Source organism: Hymenobacter telluris, assembly GCF_017313265.1.
Lineage (GTDB): Bacteria > Bacteroidota > Bacteroidia > Cytophagales > Hymenobacteraceae > Hymenobacter > Hymenobacter telluris.
In genome coordinates, this window is the sequence record NZ_JAFLQZ010000001.1 from 156,535 (window position 1) to 177,805 (window position 21,271).

At 57.1% G+C, this 21,271-nt stretch carries 19 protein-coding genes; 12 read left to right on the plus strand and 7 right to left on the minus strand.

Annotation, left to right across the window (positions count from 1 at the left end; translation table 11 throughout):
* Positions 1 to 36 precede the first annotated feature (36 nt).
* The 9 genes from J0X19_RS00645 to J0X19_RS00685 all read left to right on the plus strand — a co-directional run bounded on the left by J0X19_RS00645 (position 37) and on the right by J0X19_RS00685 (position 9,896).
* Positions 37 to 339, plus strand: coding sequence for a hypothetical protein (locus J0X19_RS00645; RefSeq protein ID WP_206979948.1), 303 nt, complete (start codon positions 37 to 39; stop codon positions 337 to 339).
* Between the two features lie 659 nt (positions 340 to 998).
* Entirely contained in the window at positions 999 to 1,208 is a 210-nt protein-coding gene (locus tag J0X19_RS00650; RefSeq protein ID WP_206979949.1) for a hypothetical protein, read from the plus strand.
* Positions 1,209 to 1,544: 336 nt separating this feature from the next.
* Positions 1,545 to 2,183: a (2Fe-2S)-binding protein gene (locus tag J0X19_RS00655; RefSeq protein WP_206979950.1), complete on the plus strand. Its 639-nt coding sequence runs from the start codon at positions 1,545 to 1,547 to the stop codon at positions 2,181 to 2,183.
* 103 nt (positions 2,184 to 2,286) lie between these two features.
* Complete coding sequence (locus tag J0X19_RS00660; protein ID WP_206979951.1) at positions 2,287 to 3,267, plus strand: FAD binding domain-containing protein; 981 nt, start codon at positions 2,287 to 2,289, stop codon at positions 3,265 to 3,267.
* 102 nt (positions 3,268 to 3,369) lie between these two features.
* Complete coding sequence (locus J0X19_RS00665) at positions 3,370 to 5,706, plus strand: xanthine dehydrogenase family protein molybdopterin-binding subunit (protein ID WP_206979952.1); 2,337 nt, start codon at positions 3,370 to 3,372, stop codon at positions 5,704 to 5,706.
* Between the two features lie 97 nt (positions 5,707 to 5,803).
* Positions 5,804 to 6,991, plus strand: a complete 1,188-nt coding sequence (locus J0X19_RS00670) for an XdhC family protein (protein ID WP_206979953.1) — start codon at positions 5,804 to 5,806, stop codon at positions 6,989 to 6,991.
* Between the two features lie 20 nt (positions 6,992 to 7,011).
* Positions 7,012 to 7,596, plus strand: a complete 585-nt coding sequence (locus tag J0X19_RS00675) for a nucleotidyltransferase family protein (protein WP_242581781.1) — start codon at positions 7,012 to 7,014, stop codon at positions 7,594 to 7,596.
* 15 nt (positions 7,597 to 7,611) lie between these two features.
* On the plus strand, positions 7,612 to 9,063 hold the full coding sequence (locus J0X19_RS00680) for an AAA family ATPase (RefSeq protein WP_206979955.1): 1,452 nt from the start codon (positions 7,612 to 7,614) through the stop codon (positions 9,061 to 9,063).
* A gap of 8 nt (positions 9,064 to 9,071) precedes the next feature.
* Entirely contained in the window at positions 9,072 to 9,896 is an 825-nt protein-coding gene (locus tag J0X19_RS00685) for an HNH endonuclease family protein (RefSeq protein WP_206979956.1), read from the plus strand.
* Positions 9,897 to 9,956: 60 nt separating this feature from the next.
* Here the strand turns inward: J0X19_RS00685 and J0X19_RS00690 are convergent, their stop codons facing one another.
* Positions 9,957 to 10,760, minus strand: coding sequence for a DUF5602 domain-containing protein (locus J0X19_RS00690; protein ID WP_206979957.1), 804 nt, complete (start codon positions 10,758 to 10,760; stop codon positions 9,957 to 9,959).
* Between the two features lie 216 nt (positions 10,761 to 10,976).
* Here J0X19_RS00690 and J0X19_RS00695 point away from each other — a divergent pair, with 216 nt between their 5' ends.
* A complete protein-coding gene (locus tag J0X19_RS00695; RefSeq protein ID WP_206979958.1) occupies positions 10,977 to 12,422 on the plus strand; it encodes an MFS transporter in 1,446 nt (481 codons plus the stop codon).
* A 92-nt stretch (positions 12,423 to 12,514) separates the two neighbouring features.
* Positions 12,515 to 13,027 (plus strand): DinB family protein, encoded by a 513-nt coding sequence (locus J0X19_RS00700; protein ID WP_206979959.1) that lies wholly within the window; start codon positions 12,515 to 12,517, stop codon positions 13,025 to 13,027.
* Positions 13,028 to 13,088: 61 nt separating this feature from the next.
* Here J0X19_RS00700 and J0X19_RS00705 read toward each other — a convergent pair whose 3' ends face one another.
* From J0X19_RS00705 to J0X19_RS00715, 3 genes are all read right to left on the minus strand, one after another.
* Positions 13,089 to 14,738, minus strand: a complete 1,650-nt coding sequence (locus J0X19_RS00705; RefSeq protein ID WP_206979960.1) for an amidohydrolase — start codon at positions 14,736 to 14,738, stop codon at positions 13,089 to 13,091.
* A gap of 20 nt (positions 14,739 to 14,758) precedes the next feature.
* The gene (locus J0X19_RS00710) at positions 14,759 to 15,124 is read right to left on the minus strand and encodes a hypothetical protein (protein WP_206979961.1); all 366 of its coding nucleotides are present in this window, start codon (positions 15,122 to 15,124) and stop codon (positions 14,759 to 14,761) included.
* A 237-nt stretch (positions 15,125 to 15,361) separates the two neighbouring features.
* Positions 15,362 to 16,135, minus strand: coding sequence for an AMP nucleosidase (locus J0X19_RS00715; RefSeq protein WP_206979962.1), 774 nt, complete (start codon positions 16,133 to 16,135; stop codon positions 15,362 to 15,364).
* Between the two features lie 175 nt (positions 16,136 to 16,310).
* Here J0X19_RS00715 and J0X19_RS00720 point away from each other — a divergent pair, with 175 nt between their 5' ends.
* Complete coding sequence (locus J0X19_RS00720) at positions 16,311 to 16,766, plus strand: type I restriction enzyme HsdR N-terminal domain-containing protein (RefSeq protein ID WP_206979963.1); 456 nt, start codon at positions 16,311 to 16,313, stop codon at positions 16,764 to 16,766.
* A 109-nt stretch (positions 16,767 to 16,875) separates the two neighbouring features.
* On the opposite strand, the gene J0X19_RS00725 is transcribed toward J0X19_RS00720, so the two are convergent.
* The 3 genes from J0X19_RS00725 to ald form a co-directional block, all read right to left on the minus strand.
* Positions 16,876 to 18,768 (minus strand): LTA synthase family protein, encoded by a 1,893-nt coding sequence (locus J0X19_RS00725; protein WP_206979964.1) that lies wholly within the window; start codon positions 18,766 to 18,768, stop codon positions 16,876 to 16,878.
* Positions 18,769 to 18,892: 124 nt separating this feature from the next.
* A complete protein-coding gene (locus J0X19_RS00730; RefSeq protein ID WP_206979965.1) occupies positions 18,893 to 19,498 on the minus strand; it encodes an SMI1/KNR4 family protein in 606 nt (201 codons plus the stop codon).
* Positions 19,499 to 19,665: 167 nt separating this feature from the next.
* Positions 19,666 to 20,793: an alanine dehydrogenase gene (ald, locus tag J0X19_RS00735; RefSeq protein ID WP_206979966.1), complete on the minus strand. Its 1,128-nt coding sequence runs from the start codon at positions 20,791 to 20,793 to the stop codon at positions 19,666 to 19,668.
* Positions 20,794 to 21,271: the final 478 nt, after the last annotated feature.

Here is a 21,271-nt window from a genome sequence, read left to right on the forward strand (position 1 = left end):
TGTTTGTATATCGTTACATCTATTTAAGCAGAGGTCATGAATTCACTGGCCCTTTGGTTCCGTTCCTTCTTTTCGTGGGTATTAGCTGTTGATACTCCTCCCTATCCGTATGAGTCGTGGCGTGACCTACCTAAGGAGCAGTGGCCCAAAGGCTATGACCCTATTACGGATACCATTGAACGCGCAAAAGCAATGCTAGCAATTGAGCTTCAATTGCCAGTTGCAACGCTGGCCGAGCCGAAGCGCCACCTGGCCGAAACGCGCCGCCACGCTGTGGCCCGGTTCCGGAAGCATATGGCCCGTAAGCTGCGCAAACCACAAGTGTTTGCGCATCAATAAATGGCCCCTTTTCTATGCGGTTCCTGGGTTCTTACACCTTGAACAGGCAAACAGGAACTGAGAAAGAGAACTGCCCTATTACCTGAGACCCTGGCACGACTGCTGGTGCAGCATAAGCATGCTACTCGACTTGGTTGTTGGGGTACAGGAGCTATTTCCTCAGCGCCCATGTGGAGAATTAGTGGAATCAACGGGCAAATTTTTGTATCTAGGCAGTTCAATCCAATCAGGTATGGCTTGCGTAATTACAGAATATACTACCTATGAGTCCGAACCTGTTACGTCTGTCCGAGCGCGCTCATTTGCGTCGCACCTGTCATAAGTCTTATAGCCTTGCCAGTGGCTATTTTCCTACGCGCTGGGCCTGGTACTGCTGGCGTCGTCATAGCAAAGGCATTGCTGGCCTGCCCACCGAGTAAGCGTTGGGCTGGCTGGCTGCTATTATAAACCACTTGGCTTTCTGTACTTTGCGCTAATGGGTAAGTGCTGAGTGTAGGCTGGTATGTGAAGGGGATTTTCTGGGAGCAAAGCTGCCACTGAGCATGGGGTACAACCTGCAGTACGGCACTTGCGTAGATGGCTCGGCTGTTGCGCTGGCTTGTTTGGCGCAATAGCCTTTCAGGTTGCTTTTCCCACACTTCCCTCTCACAACATTTGTCATGAAAAAAGCACTGTTCACCGCTGTCCTCTCTGCTTTCTTGCTCGGTACTGTAGCGCCTGCTTTTGCTCAGGGTGCACCCATTCAAGGCGACACGACCAAGATGAAAATGAACTCCAAGAAGGAAAAAGTGAAAGCCTCCGACGGTAAAGTGAAAATGAACAACAAGAAAGGCAAGGGCAAAATGAAGATGGATAAATCTAGTTCGTAGTAGCCTGCTGCTTCTTAAAGTATTGCAACCCTTCTGCCCATCGGCGGAAGGGTTGTTTCGTTTAGAGCCTATAACTGCTAAGTGCAGCAGCTATATAGCAGTTATAGGCACTATAATTCCTGCTATTCAGCTACTTCGATAAACTCAGCGCAGCAAGATGCCGTATCGAAATAGTTGGCTTTCCGCGGCGCGGTACACCAGCGGAAACGCCTCAAATACAACTGAAATCAGCTAAACCTCTGTTCGATACTCGGGTTATTTCAGCGGTAAGCTATTTGTTGCGTTTCTGGCTTGCTGGGCTGCCAATGGTCGGCTCGTATTCTTTCTTTTCTCCTCATGTCAAATTATACCACTCCCGACGATTCTGCCGGAACGCCATCGGGCGCCCGCCCCGACGATGGTTCGCGGCGCTCCTTTATGAAGCAGGCCGGCGGCATCTTGGGGCTGGCCCTCACGCCGCCGCTGGTGAGCCAGGCCGAGCGCCTGACGGCCTACTCTAAAACTGTAGAGGGCGTGTCGGAAATGACGTTGCGCGTAAACGGGACCACCCGTACCCTGCGCGCCGAGCCCCGCGTGACCTTGCTGGATGCCCTGCGCGAAAACCTGAACCTAACTGGCAGTAAGAAAGGCTGCGACCATGGCCAATGCGGTGCCTGCACCGTGCTAGTAGATGGCCGCCGCATCAACAGCTGCCTGACCTTGGCGGTAATGAATCAAGGCAAGGAAATTACCACCATCGAAGGCTTGGCGAAGGGCGAGGAACTGCACCCCATGCAGGCCGCTTTCGTGAAGCACGACGGTTTTCAGTGCGGCTACTGCACGCCCGGCCAGATTATGTCGGGGGTGGCTTGCGTGCAGGAAGGCCACGCCACCACCGACGACCAGGTGCGGGAGTGGATGAGCGGCAACCTGTGCCGCTGCGGCGCTTACCCCAATATCACCGCCGCCGTGCGCGAAGTAGCAAAGAGTAGCTAGTAGTAAGTAGTTGGTAGTGAGACAAGGATGCTAATAATCGGTCATGCTACTACAACTTTCATTGCAGTCTAATTACTCCCTACTCATTACTTGATACTACTTCATGAACAACTTCAGCTACACCACGGCCACTACGGCCAAAGAAGCTACTGGCGCCCGCAAAAACAGTGTGCAATCGGCTTTCATTGCCGGGGGTACTACGCTGCTTGATTTGATGAAGCTCAACGTGGAGCAGCATCCGCAGCTGGTTGATATTAACATGGTGCCCTTCAAAGGCATCAGTGAAACCACGGACGGCCTGCGTATCGGGGCCTTGGAACGCATGAGCGACGTGGGCGAAAACCTGCTGGTAGTGCAGCAATTTCCGGCTATTTCGGAGGCGCTGTTGCTGAGTGCTTCGCCGCAGTTGCGCAACATGGCCAGCATTGGCGGCAACCTGATGCAGCGCACCCGCTGCTCGTACTTCCGCGACACGGCGTTTCCGTGCAACAAACGCAACCCCGGCTCCGGCTGCCCCGCCCAAACCGGCGACAACCGCGGCCTAGCCATTTTGGGTGGCAGCGCGGCCTGCATTGCTACCAACCCCGGCGACATGGCCGTGGCCCTGGTTGCGCTGGATGCGGTGGTGCTCCTGGAAAACAGCAAAGGCAAGCAGCGCCGCGTTCCGCTCCTCGATTTTCACTTGCTACCTGGCACCACACCCCAGCGCGAAACCGTGCTGGAGCCCGACGAATTGATTGTAGCCGTAACGGTGCCCGCTGCTGCTCACGCCCGTAAGTCGCACTACGTGAAGGTGCGCGACCGGGCCAGCTACGCCTTTGCGCTGGTGTCGGCGGCGGTGGGGCTCGATGTGCAAGGCGGCCAGATTCGGTCGGCGCGCCTTGCTATGGGCAGCGTGGGCACCAAGCCCTGGCGTGCCCTGGAAGCCGAAAAGCTGCTGGTAGGTAAGCCCGCCACCGAAGCCAGTTTTCAACTGGCGGCCGCTGTAGCAGTGCGCGGGGCCTCGCCACGAGAGCATAATCGGTTCAAAGTGGATATGGTGCAGAAAGCCATTGTGCGGGCCTTTCAGGAAATAGCAGCGTAACCCCAAACTACTGCGGCTTGTGCCACCAGCATTTAGGGCATCCTTATACCAGACATCGTTTAACGATTCACCGAGCAAGCGCTTGGTGTTGCATCCAAGCTCATGGATACTGAACCTAGATTTTTTGAAACCAACGGCCCCGGAACCGGTGGGGTAGTGGGCCAGCCGCTCAACCGCGTTGACGGCCACGATAAAGTGACCGGTAAAGCGCGTTATTCTGCCGAATTTCCGCAGCAAGGCTTGGTATATGGGGTGCTGAAAGGCAGTGAAATTGCGAAAGGCAAAATCCAGAGCATCGACACGACGGCCGCTATGAAAGAGCCCGGCGTGTTGGCCGTACTCACGCACCAAAACCTGCCCAAGCTCGCCAAAACGCCCAACAGCCCCGAAGGTAAAAAGGCCATTGGCGCCCCCATGGGCTTTTTGCCGCTTACCTCTGATACGGTGCACTATGCCGGGCAACCGGTGGCGCTGGTAGTAGCCGATACGTTTGAGCGGGCTACCCATGCGGCCTCATTGGTACGGGTGCAATACGCCGCCGAAAAGCCCCTGGCTTCCTACCAAGACCCCAAAGCTGAACTCTTCAACCCTGAAAAGGTGCAGGATGGCAAAACCGATGGCTTCACCCGCCGCGGCGATGCGCGGGCTGCGTTGGCCGCCGCGCCCGTCAAGCACACGGCCACCTATACCCACGCCATCAACCACCACAACCCTATGGAGCCGGGCTCCACCACGGCGGTATGGGAAGCCCCCGACCGCCTGACGGTGTACGAGTCTACGCAGGGCATTACGCGCACCCAGAAGTCGTTGGCCACAATGCTGGGGCTGCCGCTGGAACAGGTGCGGGTAGTAACCAAATACTTGGGTGGCGGTTTCGGTTGCAAAGGGTCTAGCTGGCCCCATACGGTGCTCACGGTGCAAGCCGCTAAGGCTGTAAACCGGCCGGTGAAGCTGGTGCTCACGCGCCAGCAGATGTTTACGGGCATGGGCCACCGCGAAGACCAAACTCAAACCCTGCAAATAGGGGCCACCAGGGAGGGCAAGTTATTGGCTTTGGTGCACGAAAAAACTTCTACCACTTCGCCCTGGGACAACTACGCCGAGCCCAACAGCCGCATCATCAACCTGCTCTACGCCTGCCCCACGTTCGAGTCGAGCTACAAGCTGGCCCGCGCCAACGTGATGACGTCCACGTTTACTCGCGCCCCCGGCGAAGCGCCCGGCTCGTTTGCCATTGAGTGCTCCATGGACGATATAGCCTCCCAGTTGGGCATCGATCCGCTGGAAATCCGGTTGCGCAACTATGCCGAAAAGGACCCCACCAACGGCAAGCCCTGGAGCAGCAAAAGCCTGAAGCAGTGCTACGCCCGCGGCGCTGAGCTGTTCGGCTGGAGCAAGCGCAACCCCCAAAACGGTGCCACCCGCGACGGTAAGTACTTGGTGGGCTACGGCATGGCTACGGCATCATACCCAGTGCACAACTCGCAAGGCACGGCCCGCGTCCGACTCTACGCCGATGGGCACGCCGTGGTGCAAAGCGGCGCTACCGACCTGGGCACCGGCACTTACACCGTCATGACGCAAGTAGCCGCCGATACGCTGGGCCTTACGCCCGATAAAGTGCGGTTCGAACTAGGCGACTCGCGTTTGCCTACGGCCCCCAACTCGGGCGGCTCAGTGGCTGGTGGTACGGTTTCGTCGTCGGTGTATGTGGCGGCGCAGGAGGTGTGGCAGAAGCTGAAAAAGCTGGCTATTGCCGATAAAAAGTCGCCGCTGTACCGGGCCAAGCTAGAGGACGTGGTGGTGGAGAAAAACCGCATGGTGCTCAAGACCAACAAGCAGAAAGGCGAGGACTTCATGGCCCTGATGAAGCGCAACGAAATGTCGGACATCGAAGGCACGGGCAACGGCAAGTACGGCGCCGGCTACGAGTCGGGGCTGGCCGCGGGCGGCGCTGATTCCGGCCATCAGGACGATATGGCGGGGCATTCGATGCACTCATTTGGGGCGCACTTCTGCGAGGTGCGCGTTGATGCCGAGTTCGGCACGGTGCGCGTCACGCGCTGGGTGAGCGTGCACGCGGCCGGCCGAATTCTGAATGCCAAAACGGCCCGTAGCCAGATTATCGGTGGCAGCATCTTCGGCATTGGCGCGGCGTTGATGGAGGAAACCTTCCGCGACCCAAACTTCGCCCGCTACACCAATGCCAGCCTCGGCGAGTACCACATTCCCGTTAATGCCGACATTCCGGAAATGACCGTGGAATTTATTGAGGAGCACGACCCGTACATCAATGCCATGGGCGTGAAAGGCATCGGCGAAATTTCAATGGTAGGCGTGTCGGCGGCTGTGGCTAATGCCGTGTTCCACGCCACCGGTAAGCGAGTCCGTGACCTGCCCATCACCCCCGATAAAGTAATGGGCGCTATGGCGGTATAATGAGTTGCCGGTTGTGAGTTACCAGTTGTCAGTTGAGAGGACTTCCAATTGACAACTGGTAACTCACAACCGGCAACTCACAACTGACAACTGAAATATGACTGAGCTTCAACGACTTCTTATAGCCTACGACGAACACCGGACTGCTGGCCGCGCCTGTGCGCTGGCCTCGGTGGTTGACGTGGCAGGCTCGGCGTACCGGCGCCCCGGTGCTCGGATGCTGGTGACGGAAGACGGCCAACTAACGGGCGCCATCAGTGGGGGCTGCCTCGAAGGCGACGCCCGCCAACGCGCCCGCCGCACCATCCGGCAGGGCCGTCCCACCGTTGTTACCTACGACTCCACCGACCCCGACGACGACTTGCAATTTGGGGCCGCGCTGGGCTGCCAGGGCATTGTGCAGATATTGCTGGAACCGCTGGACTTCAACAACCCCGACAACCCGCTGGAACTGTTGCGCCGCTGGGCGGAAGGCGTGGAAGCGCCGGCCGTAGTAGCCACCGTATTCAGCCTAGCCGGTACCGACGTAGCCGCCCAAGTAGGGGAGCGGCTGCTTTTGCTTTCGGATGGCACCGTGCAAGGCACTCTCCCAACTGCTTCTGAGCTTTACGACACCATTCTGGCCGATGCCCGCGCCGCGTTGCAGGCGGCCCAACCTGCCACCCGGCACTATCCGGTGGGTGCGGGTACGGTGCGGGTGAGTCTGGAAATTCTGCGCCCCCCGGTACGTCTCACGGTGTACGGAGCCGGCAACGACGTGCAGCCTTTGGTGCGCTTGGCCGCTGGCTTGGGCTGGCGCGTGCAAGTGGTGGACGGCCGCCCGGCGCAGGCCCAGCCCCAGCGCTTCCCCGAAGCCGAGCAGGTACGGGTGCTGCCGCTGGCCGAAGTGCAAAACGAGCCCCACGATGCCCGTTTTGCGTTGCTCATGACCCACAACTACTACTACGATTTGGCAGTGCTGCGCCACTTATTGCACGCACCTACTCGCTATATCGGCCTGCTGGGGCCCCGCAAGAAATACGAGCGGCTACTCACCGATTTGCACAAGCAGGAGCCTGCAGCAGCCGAATTGCTAGCCGCTCGGCTACACAGCCCAATTGGCCTCAACATCGGTGCCGAAACTCCCGAGGAAATAGCGCTGTCGGTGGTAGCCGAAATCCAAGCCGTGCTGGCCGGCCGCCCCGCGGGTTTCCTGCGCGACTCGCCGCATCCTATTCATCCTTCTCTGCATTCCAATGCTGCATTGGTTCCGGAGGGTCGGGTAGATGCCGTTTGTGGTTTGTAAACTAACGCGGCGGTATGTCTATGGCTATTATTTTGCTGGCAGCCGGGTCTTCGTCGCGCCTCGGTCAGCCCAAGCAGCTACTCCAATACCAAGGCCAAACCCTGCTGCGCCGCGCCGCCGAAACCGCAGTAACGGCAGCAGCTGGTACCCCGGTGGTAGTGGTGACGGGGGCTTTGCACGAAGAGTTATTGCCAGAACTTGCTGGGTTGCTGGTACAAACGGTGCGCTGCCATACCTGGCAATTAGGCATGGGCGCTTCATTGAAAACGGGCCTCGCCGCGTTGGAAAACAAAGGCCCTGCTTTGCACAGCGTACTGGTTATGCTCTGCGACCAGCCATTTGTTACGCCGACTTTATTACAGCAATTACTGACTGCGCACAACACCACCGGTCAGCCGATTGTAGCTGCTCAGTACGGTGAGGTGCGCGGAGTGCCGGTTCTGTTCGGAGCCGAAGCACTGCCGCTACTTCATCAGCTACCCGACGCCGCTGGCGCCAATCAACTCCTGAAACAGCATCCGCAACTGGTAGCCACTGTGCCGTTTCCGGAAGGAGCCATTGATGTGGATACGCCTGAGCAGTATGCGGCGCTGCTAGCCAAGTAGCAGCTTGTGGGCAGCATGGCTGCCCGCCTTGTGTTGCAACTACTGTGGCGAATTATCGAACTTGGGGCACTTTGGCTTCCTTGCCCATTCATTATGCCTGAAAAGACGCAAACCCCGCCGCCCGCCTACTTCCTCTCCCTTAGCCTGGAAAACGTGCGCAGCTTCGGCGAGAAGCAGACGATTTCCTTCGCCCGCCCCGACGGCCGTCCCGCTCAATGGACGATTATTCTTGGTGATAATGGGGTGGGTAAAACAACGGTTTTGAAGTCGTTGGCGGCATTAATGCCAACTGAACAACCGCCACCGGCTGGTAAATATGGTCCAGCTTATTTTAGCTTTCGTCGCCCAGAGTGGCAGTTGAGAAGAAATAAAGGTGAGAAGCCGACTTTCATGTATTTCACTGCACGTGGTGGTGCATTACTTTCTGATCCGGATTGGTTGGAAAAAGCATCTCGTGAAATAGGAATGATATTGGAATTTCTAAGTCCTAGTTCTAAACTTAGATCTTCTAATGAGTTCATGGATAAAGATTATCCCGAAGCAAAAACGATAATTTGCTATGGTTATGGTGCAGGAAGATCAATAGGTAATTCTACACTAGGGCAAGTACAGGATATGGCCGATACATGCATAAGTTTATTTAACGATAAGGCAGATTTACTTAATCCTGAAGAGTGGTTTTTGCAAGCTGATTATCGTGTTAAATCTGACTCATATGATAGGCGTACTAAACAGAATTTTATACAATTACATACTGCTTTGCTCAAGGTGTTAGAGGATGTAGATATGATAAAAGTTTCCCCTGCGACTTCAGGCGGTAATCCTGAACAAGGGTTGCAATTTCATACTCCCTACGGCTGGGTACGCCTGCGCGACATGAGCTTGGGCTACCAGACGCTGGCAGTGTGGCTAACGGACTTCGCCAGCAAGCTCTTTATTCGCTACCCCGACAGCCCTAATCCGCTGGAAGAACCAGCCATTGTGCTCATCGACGAAATCGACCTGCACCTGCACCCCAGCTGGCAGCGCAAGCTCATCGGCTTCCTGAGTGGTATCTTCAAGAACACGCAGTTCATAGCTACCGCTCATAGCCCGTTGGTGGTACAAGCCGCCGGCGACCAGCCCAGCGGGGCCAACGTCGTCTTGCTTAAGCGTGAAGGCGACCAGACCATCGTGTACCAGGGCGAAGACCTGCCCGACGTGCGCAGCTGGCGGCTGGATCAGATTCTGAGCAGCGAACTGTTCGACGAAGTGCCGGCCCATTCGCCTGATACGGAGAAGAAACTCCAGCGCCGTGATGCGCTGCTGGCGAAGTCGCGCCTTTCAGCCAGCGAGAAGAAGGAGTTGACTGAGTTAAACGAATGGGACAACATGCAGCCAGTGGGCGACTCACAACCCGAGCGCAAAGCCGCTGACGTGCTGCGTGAGCTGGCTCGCAAGCTGGGCAAACAGGACCTTCTTGACTAGCTGCCCGCATGATCAGAATCCGGAAGCGGGCCACCGCGCCCGCCATGCTCACCACGTTGGGTACCGCCGACCGGCAGCGGTTGGAAGGTATCTTCGCCGCCGACCCGGCTGCTTGTCAGGTGCCGCGTAACCAACAACTGGTTGCCAAGCCCGCCATCTACGGGGCGGCGGCCGTGAAAGCCGCGCTGGCTGCCGATCAACGCGGCAAGTGCTGCTACTGCGAATCGAAATTTGAGGCCACGGGCTTTGGCGATGTAGAGCACTTCCGTCCCAAGGCCGGAGTGCGGCAGCAGCCGAAATCGGCTCTGGAAAAGCCAGGTTACTACTGGCTGGCATATGAGTGGTCGAACCTGCTATACAGCTGCGAAATTTGTAACCGCCGCCACAAAAGTAACTGGTTCCCTTTACTGAACCCCGCGCGGCGTGCCCGCCAACACGACGACCAATTGTGGCAGGAGCGGCCTTTGTTGCCCCACCCATGCCGCACCGACCCGGCCACCGAGTTGACCTTTAATCGGCACGTAGCCGTGGAGAAGAACTTGTCTGCGCGGGGTGTGGCCTGCATCCGGGCATACGGCCTGAACCGCCCGCCGCTACGCCAGCGCCGCTACGAATTTCTGGAAACTCTCAAGCTAATTCGCTTCGCCGCCTCTCTGGATATCGACGGAATGACGCCGACCGACCTGCGCCTTACGCTTACCGACCTACACATGACCAAGACGGAAGCACGACGGTACGTAGCACGGGCGCGGCAGGTCTGGGAGCAAGCGGCCTTCGACGCAGCTGAATATGCGGGCATGATGCGGGCTAACTTTCCGCATTTGCCACATTAGAATGCAACAAAAAGCCGCTTTGTTCAAAGCGGCTTTTTGCTTTCTGAAACCGTTCATTGCTTAGCGCATTACCATGTTTTTCAGCGAGATGATATACTCGTGAGCGGCGGCATCGTGGCGAATGGTGTAAGTGGTGGGGAAGTATTTGCCCGTTACCTCATACACAGCGGGCTGCTTGATGGCCTGTTCAATGCTGACGCCCGGTACTAGCAAGGCCTTGGTGAACATAGGTTCAATGAACGTAACGCGGCCATCGTAGGTGCCATAGATGAAGGTGTGCGAGAAAGTGCCACTAGGGGCGTATTCGGGGCTGGTGGGGTCCACCCAGTGGCGGCCCATCATGGGCACGGTACGGCCCGGCGCAACGTTAGGTGGCGTGATGTAGCCAGCTGGTAGTTTGCTGGCCGCCGGAAAAATGTCGCCTTTCGGGTCGTCGAGCGTGATGCTGTGCTGCACTGCGGTAGGCTGCATGTAGAAGTGGGCATCAAAATGCGGAAGCGTATAAATCTGATTTGGTTCGTGGCCGGTAGGGTTCCAGTCAAGCGAAATGTGGTCGAATGGCATTGCAGCAGTGGCCTTGGCGGTGGGTAGCGCTACGTCGTACATGGTACCTATAGCCGGGGTGGCGGGCAGGCTGTTCAAAGAAGCCTCCGACACGGCCACGCCAATTTCGGTGGGGGTGCCGTTGGCGTCAGTAGCCACAAAGCTGCGGGCCGTACCGCTGCCTACTTGCACCTTGGGGCCGTAAGCCGTGGCGGGTTCGTCGTTGTCTTTGTCGCAGGCCACCAGCAGTGGGCTCGTACATGCCAGTACCGCCAGCGCAAAGCGGCAACTTGTAAAGAGAGAGGGGGTAAAGTTGTTCATAGCGAGTAAAGTGAGGACGCAAAAATACTGTTTATTAAATATAGTTATTTGTTAATAAATGATTAATTAATGTCGCTGAGCAGTAGAATTACTTTGTAATAAGATGGTATAATTCGCCTTCTTGATGTGCAGGAAGAATGGGCCGATAGGGTCCACCCCAACCTGAACCTTGGAAACCCGTTACTTACTCGTTGCCACGCTGCTATTCCTTATTTCATGACCCCAATCCCTACTGCTCCTTCGGCGCCAGCCGCCCACACCGCCGCCGACATTCCCAAAGACAACAAGCGTATCACTACCGGCTGGACCTTCTATGATTGGGCCAATTCGGTGTATCCGCTGGTAATTACTTCCAGCATTTTCCCCATCTATTGGGGCTCCATGGTCAAGGCCGTTACGGGCACCGACAGCGGCAAGTCGCCAGTGGAATTTCTGGGCCTGCACGTTCCCGGCACGTCGTTGCAGAACTACTCGGTATCGGCTGCCTTCCTAATTATTGCCCTTATCAGTCCGCTGCTCACTTCTTTAGCTGACTACTCGGGCCGCAAAAAGCTGTTCCTCCAGATTTTCTGCTACATCGGGGCCATTTCCTGCGCGGGCTTGTATTTCTTCGAGCCCAATACATTCACCATCAGCGTGTTTGTATTTATCATGGCAACAGTAGGCTTCTCGGGCTCTATCGTCTTCTACAATTCCTACCTGCCCGATATTTCCTCGGAAGAGAAGTTCGATTCTCTGTCGGCGCGGGGCTTTTCTATGGGCTATATTGGGTCGGTGCTGTTGCTGGTCATGTGCTTGATGCTGATTCAGGGGCCCACACTGTCGGGTACGCCTATGTTTGGGCTTACTGCGGGCGAAGCCACCCGGTACAGCTTTCTGCTCACCGGCGTTTGGTGGGCCGGTTTCGCCCAGATTCCCTTCTTCACGCTGCCACCCGACCGAGGCCGCCCCGCGGGTGCCGCTTCCGAGTCGGGTTGGCTGCTCAACGGTTTCCGGGAACTGGGCAAAGTGTGGGAAGAAACCAAGCATCAGCCCAACCTAAAGCGTTTCTTACTGGCCTACTTCACTTACAACATGGGTGTGCAAACGGTAATGTACGTGGCCACGCTGTTCGGCGACGAAGAACTGCATTTGGATAGTAAGTCGCTCATCATCACCATTCTATTACTTCAGATTGTAGGCATTCTGGGCGCTTATCTATTCGCCAAGCTCTCGGAGCGCATTGGCAATACGCGCGCCCTCAGCTGGGCGGTATTCATCTGGATGCTGATTTGTATTGCCGGCTATTTCGTGCAGGCTGGCTGGACTTTCTACGCCTTGGCAGCCGTAATCGGCCTCACCATGGGCGCCGTACAAAGTCTCTCGCGCTCCACCTATTCCAAGATTATTCCGGAAAATACGCCCAACTCTGCTGCTTACTTCAGCTTTTTCGATGTAACCGAGAAAGTAGGTATCGTAATTGGCCTGGTAGTATTTGGCGGTATCTCGCAGATAATGGGGGGCAATATGCGCTACAGCATTCTGGCCCTGATTGTGTTCTTCATTCTGGGGCTGATATTCCTGCTCCAACTCCGTGGCCGCAAGCTCCGCGAGGATGCCGATGAAACGCTGGCACCACCGCCCGCCACCCCCAATGCAGGCATGCCCGCCACCAGAAAATAATGTCAATTGATTTTAGATTCTTGCACGAGCACCTAAGTTTTCGGTGCTCGTGTTACTTCTGGGCTTACACCTGCTTTTCCACATCATCAGCAATGTATACTTCTTCCCTCCAACAGAACATTCTGGCTGAACTCCACCATGAGCTAGCCAGTACCCGCCGCATTCTTGAACGGGTGCCCTTCGACCAAGCCGACTTCAAGCCGCACCCTAAAAGCATGAGCTTGTGGCAGCTAGCTACCCACGTGGTCAATCTGTTAGCCTTCAAGACGCTTTTTGTCACCCACGACTCGCGCGACTTCCTCGACCCAAACGCGCCCAAACCCGGCCCAACGCCTACGAGCCATGCCGAACTGCTGGAACGTTTTGAGGAGTACAGCACAACGTTGCGGAAGGAACTACAGGCCAGTACCAACGAGCATCTGACTCATAATTTCAAACTGCACCGCGGTGAGCAGGTCATCTTCGACCATCCCAAGGGTACCGCCCTCCGCATTATGGGCCTCAACCACAGCATCCATCACCGGGGGCAACTAACGGTGTATCTGCGCCTGCTCGATATTCCCGTGCCCGGCCTCTATGGCCCCAGCGCCGATGATAAGAATTAGGAAGTAAAAATTGACCGTTCACCATCGTACTTGGAGTCGTTGAACGGCCAATTTTTACTTTTTAATTCTTAATTGAAAACACCTGCTCGCCGGCAATCCAAGTCTGCTGCACTTTGGCGCCGCGTAGCTTCTCTTTCGGGGCCTCCAGCAGGTCGGTGTCCAGTACCACAAAGTCGGCGGCCATGCCGGGTTGGATGCTGCCTTTCTGCTTGTCCTGGAAGGCGGCGTGGGCGGCCCAGGTGGTCATGCCGCGCAAGGCGTCGGGGCGGCTGAGGGCGTTTTCCATCTGGAAGCCGCTAGCTGGGTAGTTCTTGGCATCCTGCCGGGCCACGGCCGAGTGAAAGCCGAACAGCGGGTTGATGTCTTCCACCGGAAAGTCGGAGCCAATGGCTACCTGGCCATATTGCTCACGCAGGGCGCGGTAGGCGTAAGCGGTTTTCAGGCGCTCAGCCCCGAGCCGTTCCCCGGCCCAGTACATATCAGAAGTGGCGTGCGTGGGCTGCACCGAAGGCACAATGCTGAACTGTCCGAACTTCACCATATCGGCCTTGCTCACCACCTGGGCGTGCTCGATGCGCCAGCGCCGGTCGTTTTTGCCCTTTAGCACTTCGCCGTAAATGTCAAGCAGCAGGCGGTTGCTGGAGTCGCCGATGGCGTGGGTGTTCATCTGGAACTTGCTGGCGGCTAGCTCTTTCGCCAAGGTTCGATAATCGGCAATGGACGAAAGCAGAAAGCCGGTTTCCCGAGGCTTGTCGGTGTAGGGGTGCAGCAGGCAGGCCCCGCGGGAGCCCAAAGCGCCATCGGCGTACACCTTGAAGCTGCACACCGTCAGGCGGTCTTCCATCACCGGGCCGTTCTTCAGATAATAGTCCTTGTTGGCCTTGGTGGGATTGAGCATGGCGTACAGGCGCAGCTTCAGCTTGCCTTGCTGCTGCAACGCCGCCATCTGGTCGATGTTGGCCTTATCAAGGCCGGCGTCGGCGAGGCTGGTAAGGCCCACGGCTAAGCAGCGCTGCTGGCCTTCCAGCAGCAACGTACTGGCTTCGGCCGCCGTCGGCTCCGGAATCTTCACTGCTACCAGGTCCACCGCATTGTCAACCAGCAAGCCAGTCAGGCGGCCAGTGGCGTCTTTAGTAATGGTGCCGCCGCTGATGGGAGTGCGGGTGGAAACGCCCGCTAAATCCAGCGCCTTCTGGTTGACGAGGGCCGCATGCCCATCCACCCGCACGATAAATACCGGCGTGTCCGGAAACAGCACATCCAGCGTGTCTTTGGTTGGGAACTGCTTGCCGGGCCAGTCGTTTTGGTCCCAGCCGCGGCCGGTAAGCCAGGCGGCCTGCGGGTATTGCCGGCGTTGCTCTTGCAGCTTCTGTACCACCTGCTCCCATGAGGCGGTACCCACCAAATCAGCATCGCGCAAGCCCAGGGCGTAGCGGTAAAAGTGGCAATGCGCGTCGTAGAAGCCCGGGTAGATGAATTGCCCGTGCGCGTCAACCTCCTGCTTGGCTTCGAATTTCTTTCGCACTTCGTCGGCCGTGCCCACCGCCACAAACTTGCCATCCTGCACAGCAAAGGCCGTGGCTTTGCTGAAAGCGGAATCGACGGTGTACACGGTGGCATTATACACCACCAAATCAACGGGCCGCCGCGACTGGCAACCACTCAGCAGACTTACCAACAAGCCTGCGGCAAACAAGAAAATCCGGTTCATAAGCGCGAAGGTACGCGCCTCTAAGCGGTTTTGCGGCGGCGAATTTTGGCATCCTGCTGGCGGCAATCCTGAAGCCAGGCCAGCGCTTCTTCTTGCACCGTGAACCGTTCTATGCGGTAAGAACGGTCGTCGTAGTACGCGGCATTCGGAACGTTAGGGTCGGCCAGGGAACCGGCCAGCTGGTGCGGCGCCATCAGATAGGCAATGTACACCGGCCGCCGCAGCCGCAAAGGCAGCTGAGGAAAAAACTCTTCCAATATCCATTGCAGGTCGGCAGCACTTACGCCGCTGGCCCGGCCACTCAGATTGATCAGCCAAAAGCGGCAGCGGCGCGATACTGCCTCGTCGAGCATGGCCTTGTAGCCACGCTGTAATTCAAAAGGCATAACCCCACGGCGCCAGTGGGCTGCCAGCACCCGCGGTATAGCCTGATACTCAATATCAAGGTAGGTAGAGGAAAAAGAACCCATGCAGAATAGTTGTCTCGGCGGATAGGAAATCAGAATGAATAAGGAAAAGTAAGAAGAAAGTAAACTGCAAAAAAATCCCCGGTAACTACAAGTCACCGGGGAGCGTCTTTTAAGCTTGGTTGCAAGCAAGTACAGTCTGGTTATTGGGTTGCACTATTCAAAGCGCATATGCTTCACCGATTCACCGGAGTTTTTCAGCTCCAACAGCGAGTCGATACCGATTTGGAGGTGGGCCTTCACAAAATCGGCTGTTACTTTCTTGTCACTTTCCGACGTTTTCACTCCCTCGGGCGTCATTGGGTTGTCGCTCACGAGCAGCAGCGCACCGTGCGGAATTTCGTTCACGAAGCCCACCGTGAAGATGGTAGCCGTTTCCATATCCACGGCCATAGCCCGAATCTGGCGCAGATACTCTTTGAAGTTCTCGTCGTGCTCCCACACGCGGCGGTTGGTGGTGTACACGGTGCCGGTCCAGTAGTCTTTCTCGTGCTTCTTGATCATGCTGCTCACGGCCCGCTGCAAACGGAAGGAGGGCAGCGCCGGAATTTCGGCGGGCAGGTAGTCGTCGGAAGTACCTTCGCCGCGAATAGCGGCAATCGGCAGGATCAGGTCACCGAGTTTGGTTTTGCTTTTCAAGCCGCCGCACTTGCCCAGAAAAAGCGCCGCTTTCGGCTTGATGGCCGACAGCAAATCCATGACGGTAGCGGCCATGGGGGAGCCCATGCCGAAATTGATGATGGTAATACCGCCGGCTGTAGCCGTTTGCATCGGCTTATCGAGGCCGTGTACTTCTACGCCGAACTGCTCGGCAAACATGTGCACGTAGTTGAGGAAGTTGGTGAGCAGAATATACTGGCCGAACTCTTTCAGCGGTACGCCGGTGTAGCGGGGCAGCCAGTTTTCTACGATGTCTGATTTGTTCTTCATGTATTGAATTGTTGAAATTGCTGCAATATTGAATGGCTGCTTGTTCTCAAGGCTTACTGCACTGTCAGCCATTTAACAATGCAGCCATTAAAATAAAAAACCGCCGACCCTGCTAGAGGGCGACGGTACGGAATTGAAAGGCGGGAACAGTACCCAGGCCGTACCTTTGGAGGTGATGCAAGAGCTAAACCTGCCGCCTTTCGAGTACAAAGTTACGCAAACCGGCGAAATTCTATATATCTGGGACGTGTTGCGCCGCAAGAACGTGGTGCTGACGCCCGAAGAATGGGTGCGCCAGCACATTCTTCATTATTTGATAAACCACCGGGGCTATCCGCGCGGCTTGCTGAGCATCGAGCGGGGCCACCGCTACAACCAGCGCCAGAAGCGCACCGACCTCTGGGCCCTCGGCCCCGACGGCACCCCGCTGCTGCTGGTGGAGTGCAAGCGCCCCACCGTGCCCATTACCGCCGCCGTGGCTCAGCAGGCCGCTATTTACAACCAAACCATTGGGGCGCCGCTGCTGCTGCTTACCAACGGCTTGCAGCATTTCTGCTGGCGCGTAAACCTCGCGCAGCGCACCAACGAGCGCCTAAGCGAAGTGCCGAGGTATGGTGAGATGGTGAAATAGTGAATTGGTGAGATGGTGAAGTGGTGAGTTTGATGTTCTGGTCGAGTGGTTTTGCGCAAGTGGCGCCAGCAGAACATCAAACTCACCACCTCACCACTTCACCATCTCACTACTTATAAAGCGTATTGTCGGCGAGGCCGTTGAGGTAGAACTGCACGCAGGCTTTTAGCTCGTTGCCGTATTGGCGGAGCTTCTGCGGGTCGGGGGCGGCGAGGGGCAGGGCGGGCAGGGCGTGGTTCTGGTAGGGGTAGAGGCGCACCTGGTTGTCGGCAGTGAGTTCGGCCACGTAGTCGGAGTGAACGAGAAAGTAGCTGCCGCCGCTCAGAAACAGGGCGCGGCCGGTGGTACCGGCATCAAACACGGAGTAGCCGAACGGCAGCAGCGGCTGGCCCGGCGCCAAACCCAGGTAGTCGAGGACGGTGGCCGGAATGTCGGCTTGCTGGGTGATGCGCTGCACGTTGGCGGCCGGTAAGGCGTGGCCGGGGTGAAACAGTAAGAGCGGCGTTTTGTAGGAGCCCAAGGTGTTCTGGTACTCGGGCCGCAGGGTTTGGGAAGTGTGGTCGGCCAGCACAATAAACAGCGTATTCTGGTACCACGGCTGCCGGGCGGCGGCTTTGAAAAACTGCCGCAGCGCAAAATCAGTGTACTGCACGGAAGCGTGAATCGGCAGCTCGCCGGCCGTGAACTTGCCTTTGTACTGCGCCGGCACCGGGAACGGCTCGTGCGAAGTCAGGGTGAAAACCGTGGAGAAGAACGGCTGTTTCTGTTGCCCCAGCTTCTGGGCGAAGTACTGCAAATACGGCTCATCAAAAATACCCCAGTGCCCATCGAAATCCGGGCTGGCGGTGCCGCCGGGGTATTCGCTCAGGCCGTAGTACTGCTGAATGCCCGTAATGCCGGCGAAGGTATTGAAGCCCATGGTACCGTTGGTAGCCCCGTGAAACACCGAGGTAGCATAGCCCTGCCGGCCCAGCAGCTCACCCAGCCCGTGCAGCTCATCGGTTTGGAAGTCGGAGGTGATAAACGAGTTTTCGGTGAGGGCCGGCAAGCCCGCCAGCACGGCCGGCAGGGCCTCAATGGAGCGGCGGCCGTTGGCGTAGTGCTGCCGAAAAAACAGGCCCTGCGTAGCCAGCGAATCGAAGAACGGCGTGTAGCCCTGGCCGCCGTTTTCAATACCGTTGTACTCGGACGCAAAGCTTTCAATCAGCAGAATCACCACATTATCACGCGGCGCACCGGGGCGCGGGCCGGGCGGGCGGGCCGCCAGCGCCGGCTTCAGGGCTGCCATTGAGGGGAAATACGTGCGGCGTTCCGGTGGTTCGGCACGCAAGCTTTTCAGGAAGGTGAATGTGCTGTTTAAGGCCACGTGGCCCAGAATAGGCGGGGTTTGCATGAAGGCATGGCCGGTGCGCAGCGGCTTGAGTTGCACCCCGCCCCGGATGCCCAGCACCGTAAGGCCCACCAACAGCAGCACCTCTACAATCGGCTGCCACACTCGCCGCTTGGGGTGGGCCTGGTAATAGGTGGCGTCGGCTTCGGAAGGCATGGGGTAGAAGTACCACACCAGCCCAGAAAGCACCGCAAACGGAATCAGCAGAAACCAGTAGTGCCCTGCCAGCTGCCCCGCCTGCCGCTGAATATCATCGGTGATGGTGAACAGCTCGTTGGTGGTGCGGCGCCCAATAAACTTGAAATACTGCGTGTCAATCAGGTTCAGGGCAATACCAATGGCATTGAGGATCAGGTAGAAGCCGCGTAGAAACCCTTGCCAGCGGGAGCTGAAAACCGGCACCAACGACAGCCCCAGAAACGGCACGTTGAGCAGCAGCAGCGCCGAAATATCATACCGGAAGCCGTGCCAGAATGCCAGCAGCACCTGCCCCGTAGGGGCCTCCTGGAATACGCTGCGGTTAGCCCAGTAAAAGCCCAGCCGGAGCAGCACATACACGCCCATCAGTAGCAGCAACCGACGCAGCAACAGGCGCAAAAGCGGTGAAATCATGAGTTTTTAGTGCTTGGTGCTTGGAGCATAGTGCATAGGGCTTTGTTGTTAGTGCTTGGAGCATAGTATTCGGTAGAGCAGTCTGAGCGCCAGGTACTAAGCACTAGGCACGAGGCACCAAGCACTAGTTTTGGTCGGGCGTGAAGCGGATGGATTGGCCGTCGGGCAAATCCTTGATCTGACGGTAGAAGTTAGCCAGCCAAGCCAGGCGCTCAGCAGCACTTATTGCCTTGGTGCTAGAGGGCTGCTGGTCGTTGGTAGCCATGCAGAACGGTGGATACACGCTCAGGAGCTGGCCCGGCCGCAGCACGCCGCCACTTTGCTGAAAAGCCCGCAACGGCTCCATGCTTAGCGCATCCAGCGGAAACTTTTCAACCCCAAACAGAAAATGCTTGAAATCCACTTCCAGATCGGCCAGCTCGCCGGTTTCGGTGTCCAGCCACAGCACCGCGTCGCCGCGCAGCAGGAACTGGTTGCCCACGCAGTCTTGCCCGAATGGAATATCGGATTCCATTACTTCGTCGTAGGTGCGCCAGAAGGCCTCTTCGCCGTGCCAGGCTGCGTCCAGTGAGTGCCAGGTGGGTTCGGCCACGCAGCCCCGGATGTGCAGGCCGCCGAAATACGCCACCACGCCGTTTTGCTCGCGCAGGAAGGTTTGCAGGTAAACCGGAAGCTGGGCAAACGTGACGAGGTCGGTTAGCTCGCCGCCAGTGAACAGAATACCTTTCAAATCAATTAAGAATTAAGAATTGAAAATTAAAAATGATGGCTTTACGGAGGTTGTCAGTTGCATTACAGAGCATCACCAAATGCAGAATTGAATTAAAAATTGGGCGTCCTAACAACCATAAAGTCGTCAGAACGCCCAATTTTCAATTTCTAATTCTTGATCTTTAATTACACGGTAGCGCCTTCCAGCACGTTTTGTACGTCTACCAAAGGCAGGTTCCAGGCTTCGGCTACGCCTTTGTACACCACTTCGCCATGTACCACGTTCAGGCCGAGGCGCAGGGCCTCGTCGCGGCGGCAGGCTTCCTGCCAGCCCAGGTTGGCCAGCTTCACGGCGTAGGGCAGCGTGGCGTTGGTCAGGGCCAGGGTAGAGGTGTACGGTACCGCGCCCGGCATGTTGGCCACGCAGTAGTGCACAATGTCGTCGATGATGAAGGTGGGGTTTTCGTGGGTGGTGGGCTTGCAGGTTTCGATGCAGCCACCCTGGTCCACGGCCACGTCCACGAGCACCGTGCCGGGCTTCATGGTTTTCAGCATCTCGCGGGTGATGAGGTGCGGTGCCTTAGCGCCCGGAATCAATACGGCCCCGATGATGAGGTCGGCAGTTTTGATGGCGGCCCGGATGTTGTACTCGTTGGAATACTGCGTCACCACGTTTTTCGGCATGAAGTCGTCCAGCTCGCGCAGGCGGTTCAGGCTGATGTCCATGATGGTAACCTGGGCACCCAAACCGGCCGCAATTTTAGCGGCCTGCGTACCCACAATGCCGGCACCCAGCACCAGTACTTCGGCCGGCTTCACGCCGGGTACGCCGCCCAGCAAAATGCCGCGGCCTTTCAATGGCTTCTCCAGGTACTTGGCACCTTCCTGCGGCGCCATGCGGCCGGCTACTTCGCTCATCGGAATGAGCAGGGGCAGAGCGCGGCTCGGCAATTCCACGGTTTCGTAGGCCAGGCAAACAGCCTTGCGCTCAATCATGGCGTGAGTCAGTTCCTCGCCGGATGCAAAGTGGAAGTACGTGAACAGCAGTTGGTTTTCCTTGATGAGCGGATATTCCTGCGCAATTGGCTCCTTCACCTTTACTATCATCTCGGCTTTGGCATACACCTCCTCGATGGTAGCTAATACGGTAGCGCCGGCCTCTTCATACTCGGCGTCCTGGAAGCCGCTGCCTAGGCCAGCAGTGCTTTGCACGTACAGCTCGTGGCCATGCTTGCGGAGTTCAGCTACGCCAGCGGGCGTCAAGCCCACGCGGTTTTCGTTGTTCTTGATTTCTTTCGGGACGCCGATAATCATGTGAGAGCAGGATGGTGAGGAGGGGAAAATATTCTGGCTTGAAAACGGCAGCAAAGATAAGCGAACCGGTTGGCATTGCGCGTCTCTGAGGCGTCCTTCCTTTCCGCAGGCAGTGGGTCATCACCGGGTAGCTTGCCGTTGCGGCCAGCCCAGAACGCCAGCGCGTGGCCGCTGCCGAACAGAGCCGTAACCATAAACAATGCGCTGGCTGAAACAAGCTGTCAAACTGCCTGAAATAGGAGCCACCGAATAGCCTATGAGCTTCCTGCTTTAGCGTTGTAGCCTTGAATACAGAGGATTGAGAGGGATGCTGACGAATTATTACCCCCAAAAAAGCTGATTCGTGCCACGTCGGCTATTGATAAGCAAGCCACCTTGCAACCGGCAGGAAACGGCGTGTAATTGCTACCGGTAAGCCGCTTCTTGTTAGTTTCTTTTGCTCGTTTTAACCTGGCTTTCAGAGAGTGCTCATAGTTTG

Coding starts and splice junctions, on each gene's coding strand:
- J0X19_RS00645 (WP_206979948.1), top strand. CDS start 37: ATGAATTCACTGGCCCTTTGGTTCCGTTCCTTCTTTTCGTGGGTATTA.
- J0X19_RS00650 (WP_206979949.1), top strand. CDS start 999: ATGAAAAAAGCACTGTTCACCGCTGTCCTCTCTGCTTTCTTGCTCGGT.
- J0X19_RS00655 (WP_206979950.1), top strand. CDS start 1,545: ATGTCAAATTATACCACTCCCGACGATTCTGCCGGAACGCCATCGGGC.
- J0X19_RS00660 (WP_206979951.1), top strand. CDS start 2,287: ATGAACAACTTCAGCTACACCACGGCCACTACGGCCAAAGAAGCTACT.
- J0X19_RS00665 (WP_206979952.1), top strand. CDS start 3,370: ATGGATACTGAACCTAGATTTTTTGAAACCAACGGCCCCGGAACCGGT.
- J0X19_RS00670 (WP_206979953.1), top strand. CDS start 5,804: ATGACTGAGCTTCAACGACTTCTTATAGCCTACGACGAACACCGGACT.
- J0X19_RS00675 (WP_242581781.1), top strand. CDS start 7,012: ATGGCTATTATTTTGCTGGCAGCCGGGTCTTCGTCGCGCCTCGGTCAG.
- J0X19_RS00680 (WP_206979955.1), top strand. CDS start 7,612: ATGGCTGCCCGCCTTGTGTTGCAACTACTGTGGCGAATTATCGAACTT.
- J0X19_RS00685 (WP_206979956.1), top strand. CDS start 9,072: ATGATCAGAATCCGGAAGCGGGCCACCGCGCCCGCCATGCTCACCACG.
- J0X19_RS00690 (WP_206979957.1), bottom strand. CDS start 10,760: ATGAACAACTTTACCCCCTCTCTCTTTACAAGTTGCCGCTTTGCGCTG.
- J0X19_RS00695 (WP_206979958.1), top strand. CDS start 10,977: ATGACCCCAATCCCTACTGCTCCTTCGGCGCCAGCCGCCCACACCGCC.
- J0X19_RS00700 (WP_206979959.1), top strand. CDS start 12,515: ATGTATACTTCTTCCCTCCAACAGAACATTCTGGCTGAACTCCACCAT.
- J0X19_RS00705 (WP_206979960.1), bottom strand. CDS start 14,738: ATGAACCGGATTTTCTTGTTTGCCGCAGGCTTGTTGGTAAGTCTGCTG.
- J0X19_RS00710 (WP_206979961.1), bottom strand. CDS start 15,124: ATGCCTTTTGAATTACAGCGTGGCTACAAGGCCATGCTCGACGAGGCA.
- J0X19_RS00715 (WP_206979962.1), bottom strand. CDS start 16,135: ATGAAGAACAAATCAGACATCGTAGAAAACTGGCTGCCCCGCTACACC.
- J0X19_RS00720 (WP_206979963.1), top strand. CDS start 16,311: ATGCAAGAGCTAAACCTGCCGCCTTTCGAGTACAAAGTTACGCAAACC.
- J0X19_RS00725 (WP_206979964.1), bottom strand. CDS start 18,768: ATGATTTCACCGCTTTTGCGCCTGTTGCTGCGTCGGTTGCTGCTACTG.
- ald (WP_206979966.1), bottom strand. CDS start 20,793: ATGATTATCGGCGTCCCGAAAGAAATCAAGAACAACGAAAACCGCGTG.